Annotated in this window: 15 protein-coding genes; 14 read left to right on the top strand and 1 reads right to left on the bottom strand. The window is 63.7% G+C overall.

The window, feature by feature from the left end; all coding sequences use genetic code 11:
• The 6 genes from nadE to QUV11_RS14575 form a co-directional block, all read left to right on the top strand.
• On the top strand, positions 1 to 458 hold a 458-nt coding region (gene nadE, locus QUV11_RS14600), incomplete at its 5' end, for an NAD(+) synthase (protein ID WP_300883625.1).
• A 47-nt stretch (positions 459 to 505) separates the two neighbouring features.
• Entirely contained in the window at positions 506 to 766 is a 261-nt protein-coding gene (locus QUV11_RS14595; protein WP_300883624.1) for a type II toxin-antitoxin system Phd/YefM family antitoxin, read from the top strand.
• Positions 667 to 1176 (top strand): type II toxin-antitoxin system VapC family toxin, encoded by a 510-nt coding sequence (locus QUV11_RS14590; protein WP_300883623.1) that lies wholly within the window; start codon positions 667 to 669, stop codon positions 1174 to 1176. Before QUV11_RS14595 ends, QUV11_RS14590 begins: the two co-directional genes overlap by 100 nt.
• The gene (gltX, locus tag QUV11_RS14585) at positions 1176 to 2501 is read left to right on the top strand and encodes a glutamate--tRNA ligase (protein WP_300883622.1); all 1326 of its coding nucleotides are present in this window, start codon (positions 1176 to 1178) and stop codon (positions 2499 to 2501) included. The genes QUV11_RS14590 and gltX overlap by 1 nt, the downstream gene beginning before the upstream one ends.
• Positions 2502 to 2666: 165 nt before the next feature.
• The gene (gene tldD, locus QUV11_RS14580; protein WP_300883621.1) at positions 2667 to 4103 is read left to right on the top strand and encodes a metalloprotease TldD; all 1437 of its coding nucleotides are present in this window, start codon (positions 2667 to 2669) and stop codon (positions 4101 to 4103) included.
• Between the two features lie 70 nt (positions 4104 to 4173).
• Positions 4174 to 5163 carry a hypothetical protein gene (locus QUV11_RS14575; RefSeq protein WP_300883620.1) on the top strand — a complete coding sequence of 330 codons (990 nt, stop codon included), beginning with the start codon at positions 4174 to 4176 and terminating at the stop codon, positions 5161 to 5163.
• A 62-nt stretch (positions 5164 to 5225) separates the two neighbouring features.
• On the opposite strand, the gene QUV11_RS14570 is transcribed toward QUV11_RS14575, so the two are convergent.
• Complete coding sequence (locus tag QUV11_RS14570) at positions 5226 to 5636, bottom strand: DUF2442 domain-containing protein (protein WP_300883619.1); 411 nt, start codon at positions 5634 to 5636, stop codon at positions 5226 to 5228.
• Between the two features lie 274 nt (positions 5637 to 5910).
• Between QUV11_RS14570 and acnA the strand changes: the two genes are divergently transcribed.
• The 8 genes from acnA (at position 5911) to QUV11_RS14530 (ending at position 13522) form a co-directional block, all read left to right on the top strand.
• Positions 5911 to 8583 carry an aconitate hydratase AcnA gene (acnA, locus tag QUV11_RS14565; protein ID WP_300883618.1) on the top strand — a complete coding sequence of 891 codons (2673 nt, stop codon included), beginning with the start codon at positions 5911 to 5913 and terminating at the stop codon, positions 8581 to 8583.
• The gene (locus QUV11_RS14560) at positions 8580 to 9251 is read left to right on the top strand and encodes a hypothetical protein (RefSeq protein ID WP_300883617.1); all 672 of its coding nucleotides are present in this window, start codon (positions 8580 to 8582) and stop codon (positions 9249 to 9251) included. Before acnA ends, QUV11_RS14560 begins: the two co-directional genes overlap by 4 nt.
• A 168-nt stretch (positions 9252 to 9419) precedes the next feature.
• Positions 9420 to 9554 (top strand): 50S ribosomal protein L34, encoded by a 135-nt coding sequence (rpmH, locus tag QUV11_RS14555; protein WP_300883616.1) that lies wholly within the window; start codon positions 9420 to 9422, stop codon positions 9552 to 9554.
• A gap of 26 nt (positions 9555 to 9580) precedes the next feature.
• The gene (gene rnpA / locus QUV11_RS14550) at positions 9581 to 10021 is read left to right on the top strand and encodes a ribonuclease P protein component (protein WP_300883615.1); all 441 of its coding nucleotides are present in this window, start codon (positions 9581 to 9583) and stop codon (positions 10019 to 10021) included.
• A gap of 9 nt (positions 10022 to 10030) precedes the next feature.
• Entirely contained in the window at positions 10031 to 10240 is a 210-nt protein-coding gene (yidD, locus tag QUV11_RS14545) for a membrane protein insertion efficiency factor YidD (protein WP_300883614.1), read from the top strand.
• A gap of 50 nt (positions 10241 to 10290) precedes the next feature.
• Complete coding sequence (gene yidC, locus QUV11_RS14540) at positions 10291 to 12081, top strand: membrane protein insertase YidC (RefSeq protein WP_300883613.1); 1791 nt, start codon at positions 10291 to 10293, stop codon at positions 12079 to 12081.
• A gap of 111 nt (positions 12082 to 12192) precedes the next feature.
• Positions 12193 to 12849, top strand: coding sequence for a ribosome biogenesis GTP-binding protein YihA/YsxC (gene yihA / locus QUV11_RS14535; protein WP_300883612.1), 657 nt, complete (start codon positions 12193 to 12195; stop codon positions 12847 to 12849).
• A gap of 19 nt (positions 12850 to 12868) precedes the next feature.
• Positions 12869 to 13522, top strand: a complete 654-nt coding sequence (locus tag QUV11_RS14530; protein WP_300883611.1) for a glutathione S-transferase family protein — start codon at positions 12869 to 12871, stop codon at positions 13520 to 13522.
• Positions 13523 to 13550 lie beyond the last annotated feature (28 nt).

The raw sequence follows: 13550 nt of genomic DNA, 5'->3' as shown, positions 1-13550 counted from the left end.
AGAGCGAGATGAGCGTCGGCTATGCCACCATCTATGGCGACATGGCGGGCGGCTATAATGTGCTGAAAGACGCCTACAAGCTCACCGTGTTCGATCTGTCGCGGTGGCGCAACGCGCACAAGCCGCCGCTCGCATTGGGCCCCGATGGCCCGGTGATGCCCGACCGCGTGATCACCAAGCCGCCCAGCGCCGAACTGCGCCCCGACCAGCGCGACGACGACAGCCTGCCGCCGTACGAGATCCTCGACCCGATCCTGCACGGCCTGATCGAGGAAGAATTGAGCGTCGCCGATATCGTCGCGCGCGGCTTCGAGCACGACACCGTCGCGCGGATCGAGCGCCTGCTCTATATCGCCGAATACAAGCGCCGCCAGGCCCCGCCGGGCGTGAAGCTTGGCATCCGCAATTTCGGGCGCGACCGGCGCTATCCGATCACCAACCGGTTCCGGACGGCATAGACGCGAGAGCAATTTCCGGCTATAATTCTGGCCGAAAGGATCGCGTTATGCGTCATGTTCCCGTTGCCACTTTCAAGGATAAGGTTTCCGAATTTATCGCTGCTGCCGAGCAGGGTGATGAAATCGTGATCACCCGCCATGGCAAGGCCGCTGCCAAGCTGGTGCCGATCACCGATCAGGAAGTGGTCGAAGAGCGCGGACGCAAGGCATGGGATGCGCTGGCGGAGCTGCGTGCAGAGCTTCGCGCCCAAGGCAAGACCGCTACGATCGAGGAAATGATTGCGTGGAAGAACGAGGGCCAGCGTTGAAGCTGTGCGTCGTTGACGCCAGCGTCATTGGCCCGATGATCCTGCCCGACGAAGCAGACTTGATGCCTGCCGGGCTCGAGCCGGTGATGGTCGAGGGGCGCGCGCTGGTTCCGCAGCACTGGCGGCTCGAAGTCCTCAATCTGGCGCGCATGGCCCTGCGCCGCAAGCGGATTGACCATCGGCAACTGGAAAAGGCATTGGCCAGCCTCTCGCAATATCGCATTCACGTCGACGAGGGCACGAATGTGCATGCATGGGGCGCTTGCATGAGGCTTGCTCAACGGCACGACCTCACGGCCTATGATGCCGCCTATATCGAGCTTGCCAAGCGCGTTGACGCCCCGCTGTTGACGCTGGACAAGGCGCTGGCCAAGGCCGCTCGACACGAAAAACTGGAACTGATTGCATAATGACCATTACCCGTTTCGCCCCGTCCCCCACCGGGCATCTGCACATTGGCAACATCCGCACCGCGCTGCACAACTGGATGTGGGCGAAGAAGACGGGTGGAAAGTTCATCCTGCGGATCGACGATACCGACAAGGAGCGCTGCCGTGAGGAGTATGTCGAGGGCATCCGCTCCGATCTCGCCTGGCTGGGGCTGGCCCCCGACGCTGAATATCGCCAGTCCGAGCGGGCTTCGCTGTATGACGCGGCGTTCGGAAAGCTGCGCGACACGGGGCGGGTCTATGCCTGTTACGAGACCGCGCAGGAGCTCGACCTCAAGCGCAAGATCGCCTTGGGCCGCGGCCTGCCGCCGGTGTACGACCGCGCTGCGCTTGCGCTGACCGATGCGGAGCGCACCGAATTGGAGGCGCAGGGGATCAAGCCGCATTGGCGTTTCAAGCTGGATCACGCCGAACCGATCGCGTGGGACGACCTGATCCGCGGAGCGCAGAAGTTCGATGCCGCGAGCCTCTCCGACCCCGTCATCCGCCGCGCCGATGGCAGCTGGCTGTACATGCTGCCTTCCGCGATCGATGACGTCGATATGGGCATCACCCATGTCGTGCGCGGCGAGGATCATGTTTCGAACACCGCGGTGCAGTTGCAGATGTTCACCGCTTTGGGCAGCACCCCGCCCGCGTTCGCGCACGAGGCGCTGCTGGTGGGCGCGGAAGGCAAGCTCTCCAAGCGGCTGGGTTCGCTGGGGGTCGGAGAATTGCGCGACAAGCACATATTGCCGCAGGCGATCGTCGCCTTGCTGGCACGGCTGGGCACGTCCGATCCGGTCGAGCCGCTGCACGACCGCGCGGCGTTGCTCGAGAGCTTCGACTTCGCCCGCTTCGGCCGCGCGCCTGCGCGCTTTGCCGAAGAGGATCTCGAGCGGATCAACCGCCAGCTGATCCACACCGCCGATTTCGCGATGGTGGCCGACCAATTGCCGCGCCAAGTCGACGAGGCCGCCTGGCACGCGATCCGCCCCAATATCGCGCATCTGGGCGAGGTCGCCGATTACTGGCGGATCATCGAAGGGCCGATCGACGCGCCCGCGCCCGAGGCCGAGGATGCAGCATTCCTGACCGAAGCGCGCGCCGCGCTCGAGCCGCTGGAGTTCAGCGCCACGGTCTGGAAAGACTGGACCGAGGTGCTCAAGGCCTCGACCGGGCGCAAGGGCAAGGGGCTGTTCCTGCCCTTGCGCCGCGCACTCACCGGAATGGACCACGGACCGGACATGGGCGAGTTGCTTCCCTTGATCGGGCGCGAGCGGGCCTTGGAGCGGTTGGGGGGCTAGGCCCACTCCACGCCTGCCCATTCTCGTAACCCCCGCGCACGCGGGGGTCCCGCTTCTTCTCTCGGCTGGGCAGCAAAGCGGGATTCCCGCGTTCGCGGGAATGACGAGAAGGGGAAAAACCCGCACGCCCTTGGATAATCCACCCGCATGCCGCATATGTCAGGCATGACCATGATCGCCACCGCAGACCCCCGCTCGTTCCTCTACCGCCCCGATGCGCTCGATCCCGATGCCGCGCAGCGCCTCACCCGCGACGCGCTCAGCCGCTGCGACGATGGCGAGCTCTACCTGCAGTATGCCGCGAGCGAGAGCTTCGTGTTCGATGATGGTCGGCTCAAGACCGCCGATTATTCGACCGACTCGGGCTTCGGCCTGCGTGGCGTTTCGGGCGAGATGACCGGCTTTGCGCACGCCAACGACGTCAGCGAAGCGGGCATCCGCCGCGCCGCCGAGACGCTCAAGCTGCTCGATCCCGCCAAGGGCGAGGCCGCACCCCCGCCGCGGCAGAACAACCGCCACCTCTACACCGACGGCAACCCGCTCGAGAGCATTCCGTTCGAGACCAAGATCGCCTTGCTCGAAAAGATCGACGCTGCCGCGCGCGCGCGCGATCCGCGCGTCGCGCAGGTCACCGCGAGCCTGATCGGCAGCTGGTCGGTGATCGAGGTGGTCCGCGCCGATGGCTTCGTCGCCACCGATGTCCGCCCGCTGGTCCGCCTCAATGTCTCGATCGTAGCTTCGAGCGGCGAGCGGCGCGAGGTCGGCAGCTTCGGCATGGGCGGGCGCTATCTGTACGATGGCCTGTTCGATGACGCGACCTGGAACCGCGCGATCGACGAGGCGCTGGCGCAGGCGCTGACCAACCTCGAAAGCGTCGCCGCGCCCGCGGGCGAGATGACCGTGCTGCTCGGCCCCGGCTGGCCCGGGATCATCCTGCACGAGGCGATCGGGCACGGGCTCGAGGGCGACTTCAACCGCAAGGGCACCAGCGCGTTTTCGGGCCGCATCGGCCAGCGCGTCGCCGCCGATGGCGTGACCGTGGTCGACGATGGCTCGATCCTGGACCGGCGCGGATCGCTCAGCATCGATGACGAGGGCACGCCGACCCAGGAGAACGTGCTGATCGAAAACGGCATTCTGCGCGGCTATATGCAGGACCGGCTGAACGCCCGGCTGATGGGCGTCGCGCCCACCGGCAACGGCCGCCGCCAGTCCTACGCCCACGCCCCTATGCCACGCATGACCAACACCTTCATGCGCGCCGGCAACGACGACCCGGCAGAGCTGCTGTCGCGCGTGAAAAACGGCATCTTCGCCAAGAGCTTCGGCGGCGGCCAGGTCGACATCGTCTCGGGCAAGTTCGTCTTCTCGTGCACCGAAGCCTATCGCGTCGAAAACGGCAAACTCGGCGCCCCGATCAAGGGCGCCACCCTGATCGGGGACGGCCCCACCGTGCTCACCAAGGTCACCGGCATCGGCAACGATTTTGCCTTGGACGAAGGCGTCGGCATGTGCGGCAAGGGCGGCCAGGGCGTGCCTGCAGGCGTCGGCCAGCCGACGCTGCTGGTCAGCGGGCTGACGGTGGGGGGGACTGGGGGGTAGGCCAGGCTAATAAGGTATCTCCGGCTTTTCGCATTTTGCTTCTAGTGTTAGCGAATAGATGGAATCAGTGATGACGGAAGGCACAGAGACTCCAACTCCCCGAAATTGGACTGAAGTTCGTGAGTGGATGAACGTGATGGTGGCTGCAGCTGCACTGCTGGTTGCTATCGTGAGCATATGGACGACCATGCAGATTTCTGGGCTTGAGGACTATTTTCGTTCTGAGATAACCCGCCGAAATAGCGAACTTAATCGACAGGTAGAAGACTCAGCGATAGCTAGAAAATCTGCGGCAGAGAAAGAACAGCGTCTGCTCGAGCTCGATGCCTCAACCAACCGCGTGATTGCTAATTACATTGAAGCACAGGGACGTTTACAGAGTGCAGAGCGCGATCTTTCTTTGATTCAACGGCAATCATTTGCTACCCTGCAATCTCTCAGCCAGTCACGTGCCGAAGGTATCGCTCTTCGGGATGAAACCATGAAACAGCAGCGGCGCCTTGATCTATTTAGACGTCAAAGAGCATATGAGTCAGGGTTAATTCAAGTTTCGTTTGGAACAGGAAATAGGTTTGAAGGAACGTATTTTATCTCAGGCGAACAAGCGTTGGCATCAATAAATCAAATTTCTGCTCCGACAGGCAGCAGTGAGCTATTTCCTTATTTCGCTGAAATTAGGGAAAAAGCTCCTCAACTCTGCGCGCACCTTAAAGGTTATTCGCCAATCATCCCCGAGGTTGCGCCGTGGCCCGATCCTCCCCAACGGTATGGCCGTCGCGTTGAAACGTCGGCCGGCCCAGTGTTCGAAATGACAAAGAAAGAGGCGGATCTATGGAATTCTGAAATGGTGAGGTGGAACAAAGAGTTTTCTCGAATCAGCGATATAAGAAGTGATCGTTTGAAATTTATAGGCGCTGTATCGGAGTATCTCCGAAACTCAGCCGCCCGATGTGCCTGCGTTGCATTGGCGACGTCAGAGCACGCCGCTAGCGACATATGTCCCGGCGGGTCTGACCGGCCACAGCCACCAGGGGCTATGCAACAGAACCCAAAGGACTGATTGAGCCATGTGACCGTAACTCCAGCCACTCCGGCAATTTTGGGCACTCTGTACTCAACCCATTACCCTACCTTCCGCGGCCTCCCACCCTTCTTCCCGTTCTCGCGCGATGCCTGGACCTTGGCGCTCGACGTCGCCTGACCCGCCCGCGCGGCCATCCATCTTGCCGTGCCGAAGACGCCGTTCATCAGGCCGGGCACGGTGTAGTCCACGTCCAGCGTTTCCCAGTGCAGGCCGAAGCCTGCGCCTTGCACCTCCACCTCGGCGAGTTGCTCGGGGGTGGCATCCTGCAGGAACTCGACCAATGCGGGGGGGAAGGCGAAGGTGGCGCCGCTGGTGAGATCGACGATGATGCGGTCCGCCGCAGTGTCATAGCGGGCGGCAATTGCGCGTGGTTCTGCGATAAGCTTGGCCTTGCCGCGTTCGATCGCTGCGTCTGCCTGGCTATCGGACCAGTGTCGATTGGCTATCATGTCATTCACTCCCTAGGCGGGGGGTCTATTTGACGAAAGCATCGTAAACCCAACCGGCTGGGTTTTTCAACCACTGCCTCCACCCCCATCCCCCCTTCCCCCTTACACCCCCTTGCGCTAAGGCCTGCCGCGGCATAACGGTTTTCCGTATCGGCCCGCCGGTTTCGCGCAGTCAATGGTCGCGCGCGTCCCCATTCCGGCCTTGGTGCGAACCGTCACACTTGGGTGCCGCTCCGGCGCCAGAACACATTGTTACTTTTGGAAGGGACTTCCCATGACCGCTGTTGGACAGGACACGCTCGGCACCCGCGCGACGATGGAGGTGGGCGGCAAGTCCATCGCGTATTATTCGCTCGCCAAGGCTGCTGAAAAGCTCGGCGATATCTCGCGGCTGCCGTTCAGCATGAAGGTGCTGCTCGAAAACATGCTGCGCTTCGAAGACGGCGGTTTCACCGTTTCGGTGGCCGATGCCCAGGCGATCGTCGACTGGCAGAAGGACCGCGTGTCGAGCGCCGAGATCCAGTATCGCCCCGCGCGCGTGCTGCTGCAGGATTTCACCGGCGTGCCCTGCGTCGTCGATCTCGCCGCGATGCGCGATGCCATCGCGACGCTGGGCGGCGACACCAGCAAGATCAATCCGCTTGTCCCCGTCCATCTCGTCATCGATCACTCGGTGATGGTCGACGAATTCGGCCACCCCAAGGCGTTCGAGCAGAATGTCGAGATCGAATATTACCGTAACGGCGAGCGTTACGACTTCTTGAAGTGGGGCTCCAAGAGCCTCGACAACTTCAAGGCGGTGCCTCCCGGCACCGGCATCTGCCACCAGGTGAACCTCGAGAACATTGCGCAGGCGGTGTGGACCAGCAGCGACGAGAGCGGCGCGACGGTCGCCTATCCCGACACCTGCGTCGGCACCGACAGCCACACCACGATGATCAACGGCCTGGGCGTGCTCGGCTGGGGCGTCGGCGGGATCGAGGCGGAAGCCGCGATGCTCGGCCAGCCGGTCTCGATGCTGATCCCCGAGGTCGTCGGCTTCAAGTTCACTGGATCGCTCAACGAGGGCGTTACCGCGACCGATCTGGTGCTGACCTGCACCAACATGCTGCGTTCGCACGGCGTGGTCGGCCGCTTTGTCGAATATTACGGCCCGGGCCTGGCGTCGCTGAGCCTCGCCGATCGCGCGACGCTGGCCAACATGGCGCCCGAATATGGCGCGACCTGCGGCTTCTTCGGCATCGATGACAAGACGCTCGATTACATGCGTCTGACCGGTCGCGATGAAGACGCGCTGGCGCTGGTCGAAGCCTATGCCAAGGAGCAGGGCTTCTGGATCCACCCCGACGCCGCGGATCCGGTGTTCACCAGCACGCTCGAACTCGACCTGTCGACCGTCATCCCCTCGCTCGCCGGCCCCAAGCGCCCGCAGGATCGCGTCGACCTGACCGAGGTCGACGACGTCTTCGCCAAGGACATGACCGACACGTACAAGCGCGCCAACAAGCGCGTCGCGGTCGAAGGCAAGGATTACGACATCGGCGATGGCGACGTGATGATCGCCGCGATCACCTCGTGCACCAACACCTCGAACCCCAGCGTGATGATCGCTGCGGGCCTCCTCGCCAAGAAGGCGAACGAGCTGGGCCTGAGGCCCAAGCCCTGGGTCAAGACCTCGCTGGCACCGGGATCGCAGGTGGTCACCGACTATTTTGAAAAGGCCGGTCTGCAGACGCATCTCGATGCGGTCGGCTTCAACCTCGTCGGCTATGGCTGCACCACCTGCATCGGTAACTCGGGTCCGCTTGCAGAGCCGATCAGCAAGGCGATCAACGAGAATGGCCTGGTCGCTGCCGCGGTGATCTCGGGCAACCGCAACTTCGAAGGCCGCGTCTCGCCCGACGTGCGCGCCAACTTCCTCGCCTCGCCGCCGCTGGTTGTTGCCTATGCGCTCAAGGGCACGGTGATCGAGGACTTCACCACCACCCCGATCGGCACCGGCACGAACGGAAAGGACGTCTATCTCAAGGACATCTGGCCGACCAACCTCGAAGTCTCCGACACCATCTCGACCTGCATGGACCGCGAAATGTTCCAGGCGCGCTATGCCAACGTCTATCTGGGCGACGAGCATTGGCAGGCGATCAACGTCGAAGGTTCGGACACCTACAACTGGCGCGCCGGCTCGACCTATGTCGCCAACCCGCCGTATTTCGAGGGCATGAGCATGACCCCCGAACCGGTCGGCGACATCATCGAGGCCAAGCCGCTGGCGATCCTCGGCGATTCGATCACCACCGACCACATCTCGCCCGCAGGCTCGATCAAGGCCGACAGCCCCGCAGGCAAGTGGCTGATGGAGCATCAGGTCGCGCGCGCCGACTTCAACAGCTATGGCGCACGCCGTGGCCATCATGACGTGATGATGCGTGGCACCTTCGCCAACATCCGCATCCGCAACGAGATGGTCCCCGGCATCGAGGGCGGCATGAGCCGCTATGGCCAAGAAGTGATGCCGATCTACGACGTCGCGATGCGGCACAAGGCCGACGGCACGCCTTTGGTGGTCATCGCGGGCAAGGAATACGGCACCGGATCGTCGCGCGACTGGGCGGCCAAGGGCACCAACCTGCTCGGCGTCCGCGCGGTGATCGTCGAAAGCTTCGAGCGTATCCACCGTTCGAACCTCGTCGGCATGGGCGTGCTGCCGCTGCAGTTCCAGGGCGACGATACCCGCGAAACCCTGGGCCTGACCGGCGACGACAGCTTCACCATCGAAGGCGTGGCCGAGATCAAGCCGCGCCAGCAGGTCACCGTCAACGTCATCCGCGCCGATGGCTCGACGTTCAGCTTCGAGGCGCTGTGCCGCATCGATACCGCCAACGAGCTCGAATACTTCCTGAACGGCGGCATCCTGCATTACGTGCTGCGCAAACTGGCTGCATGATCGGGCCTGCCTCAGGATTTCGTGCAAGGGCCGGTGCCGCGCTGATGGGCGCGGCGCTGGCCCTTGCCGCTTTTCCCGGGGCGCAGGCGCAACCTGCGCCGCAATTGCCCGAAAGTTCGCAGGACGCTGCGATCATGTGCTTTTATTCCGCGGTGCTGACCGGGCGCGGCCAGGCCGAGCCGATGGCCGAGGCGATGTGGTTCCTGTTCGATGCCGCACGCACCGCGACCGCCGACGCTCCCGATGGCTTTGTCGACAAGGTCGAGGAGCTGGTCGCCGCGCCGCCGCCCAATCTCGACACATTGACCACCGATGCCCCGGCGATGCTGCCGCAATGCGCCAGCCGCTATCCGCTGATCAGTTCCAAGCGAGCCATAACGCTGCCTGCCGATGCGTTTGCGCGCGACATGCAGTGCCTCGCGCTGACGATTTACCTCTCCGATATGGCGCAAGGCGACCTCGACGATACCGGCAGCGAGGCCTTCGTGACGCGGCTGCAGGCGCTGGAAACCCGGCTGACCGCGCGGTTGACCCCGGAGCGCTATCAGGCCGCTGGCCTTGCTGACGAGGCGGCACGAAATCTGGCGCTGGCCCGCGCGCTGCGCGATGTCAGTCCGATCGGCAATCTGATGAGCATATTGACCGCATGCGAGGCGGCCGCGGCGTGACCGGCGTGCGCGCTGGGGGCCTCTTCCAGACTGGCGGAAATGGTGCAGGTTTCGCGCGGATCGCTTGACTTTGCCGGGCTGCAACCGTAAGCGGCCTGCTTTCGCGGGCATGGTATCACCCAGGCACGCGGCGAATCATTCACTAACACCGATTTTCAGGAGTGCCGCATGAAGCGCACATTTCAGCCCAGCAACCTTGTGCGCGCTCGTCGTCACGGTTTCCGTTCGCGCACTGCCACGCCGGGTGGCCGTTCGATCCTGCGCGCCCGTCGCGCGCGGGGCCGCAAGCGCCTGAGCGCCTGATCGGGGCTTCGCCCGTGGATGCGGGCGTGGCTGCTGATCTTCCTTCCAGTTTGACCGCATCGACGGGCGCTCCGGCTATGGTCGGCGCGCCCGTCGTGCTGCGTCAACGCTCCGATTTTCTCGCGGCCAATGGCGGCCTGCGTGTCGGTACTCCGGCGTTCGTGCTGCTGGTCAAGCCGCGCGGCGACGACAGCGCACAGATTCGCGTCGGCTACACCGTCACCAAGAAGATCGGCAACGCGGTCACCCGCAACCGCATCAAGCGGCGCTTCCGGGCGATGGTGCACCAGGTGCTCGCCGATCATGGCCTGGCCGGCGCCGATCATGTGCTGATCGGGCGCGGCGAAGCCATGACGCGCGACTTCGCAGCGATGCAGGCGGACATGGTCCGCGCGCTCGAACGGGTGCGCGATGGCAAGGCATCGGCCGATCGCCGTCCGCCGCGCGGCAAGCCCAAACGGCGGTAGGGGGCTGCGATGAAGCAGATCCTCATCTGGATCGCGCGGGGCTGGCAAATGGGCCCTTCGCGCATTCTGCCGCCGACTTGCCGCTACAGCCCGAGTTGCTCGGAATATGCCATCCAGGCGCTCAACAAGCATGGTGCGATTAAGGGTGGCTGGTTGGCGATGAAGCGGCTATTGCGCTGTCACCCATGGGGCGGGCACGGCCATGATCCGGTGCCCTGACGCGCACATGAGGCGCCCCCGAATTGCATTACCGGAACGAGGTTTGAAGCGTGGAGAATCAGCGTAACGTCATCCTGGCCATCACCCTGATGGCCCTGATTCTGTTCGGATGGCCTTACGCGCTGGAAGTCTTCTATCCAGCGCGCCCGGCAACGGTCGAGGATGTGGCGAACGCGCCGCGTCCCGGCCTCGACAACACCGCGCCCGGGGGCGGCTCCGTTTCAGGGGCTGTTCCCGATACCGGCAGCGCGTCCAAGATCATCCGCAGCCGCACCGCCGTTCTCGCCGACAGCACCCGCGTCGCGATCGACGCTCCGCGCGTTGGCGGTTCGATCAACCTCACCGGCGCGCGCATCGACGATGTCGTGCTCAAGGACTATCGCGAGCGGCTCGACGCCGACAGCGACCTCGTCCACCTGTTCTCGCCCGCCGGCACCGCCGACCAGTATTTCGCGCAGTTCGGCTGGATCGGCGAGGGTGTCGTCACCCCCACCAGCCAGACGGTGTGGGCCCCGAGCGGCGCCACGCTGACTCCGGCGACGCCGGTGACCCTGCGCTGGACCAACCCTGCCGGACAGCGCTTCGAGATCGTCTACGCGATCGACGCGAATTATCTGATCACCATCACCCAGCGCTTCATCAATTCGGGCACGTCGCCCGCGATCGTGCGTCCGCTTGGGCTGATCAACCGCACCAGCGCCAATGCCGATCCCAGCACCTGGACCGTGCGCAACGGACCGCTCGGCGTGTTCGACGATGTCGCCGATTTCGACGTGCATTATGACGATCTCGACGAGAACCCCAAACGGCTGGTCGAATATGGCGGCAACATCGACTGGCTGGGCTTTACCGACCATTACTGGCTGTCCGCGCTGATCCCCGCGCCGGGTTCGACCGGCCAGATGGCGGGCAACTTCCGCGCTTTGGGCAACAACCTCTATCAGTCCGAGCTGCTGTTCGACAGCAAGGTGGTCGCCCCCGGCCGGATGATCGAGACCAACTCGATGCTGTTTGCCGGTGCCAAGGAAACCGAACTGCTCGACGATTATGTCGATGCCAAGGATATCAAGCTGCTCGACCGCGCGGTCGACTGGGGCTGGTTCATCTGGTTCGAAAAGCCGATCTTCAAGCTGCTCAACTGGCTGTTCGAGCAGGTCGGCAACTTCGGCGTCGCGATCATCCTGCTCACCATCATCATCCGCGGGCTGATGTTCCCGATCGCGCAGCGCCAGTTCGCCTCGATGGCCTCGATGCGCGCGGTGCAGCCCAAGATGAAGGCGCTGCAGGAGCGCTACAAGGACGACAAGCAGAAGCTCCAGACCGAGATGATGGAGCTGTACCGCAAGGAAAAGGTCAATCCGCTCGCCGGATGCCTGCCGATGTTCCTGCAGATTCCGGTGTTCTTCGCGCTCTACAAGGTGCTGCTGCTCGCCATCGAAATGCGCCACCAGCCGTTCGTGCTGTGGATCAAGGATCTGTCGGCGCCCGATCCGCTGACCCCGGTCAACCTGTTCGGTCTGCTGCCCTTCGATCCGCCGAGCATGATCGCCATCGGCATACTGCCGATCATCCTGGGTGTCACCATGTGGCTGCAGTTCAAGCTCAATCCCGCGCCGATGGACCCGGTCCAGCAGCAGGTCTTCTCGATCATGCCGTGGGTGCTGATGTTCGTGATGGCGCCGTTCGCCGCCGGTTTGCAGCTGTATTGGGCGATGTCCAACGTGCTCACCATCGCGCAGCAGAAGTGGCTCTACAGCCGCCATCCGCAATTGAAGGAACTGGCGGCGCAAGAGGCGGCGGCCAAGGCGGCCAAGGCCGAGAAAGACAAGAGCAAGGCGTGATGGTTGCCAGATTTCTCGTCACCCCCGCGAAGGCGGGGGTCCCGCTACCTGTCTTAGCATTCGCGCAGAAGCGGGATTCCCGCGTGCGCGGGAATGACGAGGAAATGGAAAATGAACATGGATGAAGCCCAGCCCACCATCCACCCGCTGCTGCAGGAGGCCAACCGGCTGTTCTCGGGCTCGGTGACTTTCCTCAAGTCGGCGCCTGCGCTCGAATTCCTGCCGCCGCCATCGGTGCCCGAGATCGCGTTTGCAGGGCGTTCGAACGTCGGCAAGTCCTCGCTGCTCAATGCGCTGGTCGGCAGGCGCGCGATCGCGCGCACTTCGGTGACGCCGGGGCGTACGCAGGAATTGAACTTCTTCGATATCGGTGATCCGGTGCGTTTCCGCGTCGTCGACATGCCGGGCTATGGCTATGCCAAGGCGCCCAAGGATGTCGTCAAGAAATGGCGCTTCCTGATCAACGACTATCTGCGTGGCCGCGCGGTGCTCAAGCGCACCCTGGTGCTGATCGACAGCCGCCACGGGATCAAGGAGGTCGATCTCGACGTCATGAAGATGCTCGACGAAGCTGCCGTCAGCTACCGGCTGGTGCTGACCAAGGCCGACAAGATCAAGGCGAGCGAGCTCGAAAAGGTCGCCGACGCCACCCGCGCCGAAGCCCGCAAGCACGCCGCCGCCTTCCCCGATGTCATCATCACCTCGTCCGAAAAGCGCATGGGGATTGACGAACTGCGCGGCTTCGTGATGGATTCGATCAGCGAGTGACCAGCACGGCAGGGCAGCCATGAAACTCTACATCGGCAACAAGACCTATTCGAGCTGGTCGCTGCGCGGCTGGCTGGCGTGCAAGCAGTCCGGCCTGCCATTCGAAGAGATCGTTGTTCCGCTGTATGACGATGCCTGGGCCGAAACCCGCCAGCGTGAAGAATTCCAGCCCTCGGCCGGCAAGGTGCCGGTGCTGTGGGACGGCGAGGCGGTGGTTTGGGACTCGCTGGCGATCATCGACTGGCTGGCCGACAAGACCCACCGCGACCGCTTCTGGCCCAAGGATCCGGTCGCCTGCGGGCTGGCGCGGTCGATGGCGGCGGAAATGCACAGCGGGTATATGGCGCTGCGTCGCGAATTCAGCATGAACATGCGCGCCCGCCACACCGACGTGCCGGTCAGCCCAGAGGCGCATCAGGACGTCATGCGCATCCTGTCGCTCTGGGCCGAGGCGCGCGCGCGCTGGGGGCGCGGCGGCCCGTTCCTGTTCGGCAGCTTTGGCGCGGCGGACATCATGTTCGCCCCCGTGATCAGCCGGTTCGAAACCTATGGCTTCACGCTGCCGGGCTTCGCCCGCGCCTATAGCGAGGCGGTGCTGGGCCACGAATGGATGGCGCAGTGGACCGAAGCTGCGCTCGCCGAGCCGTGGGTGATCGATCGGTTCGAGCGGTAGGGACAGACATCACCCCTCCCGCTTGCGG

This window comes from Blastomonas sp. (genome assembly GCF_030373265.1).
In the GTDB taxonomy this organism is placed as follows: domain Bacteria; phylum Pseudomonadota; class Alphaproteobacteria; order Sphingomonadales; family Sphingomonadaceae; genus Blastomonas.
This window is presented reverse-complemented; position numbering and strand designations above follow the sequence as displayed.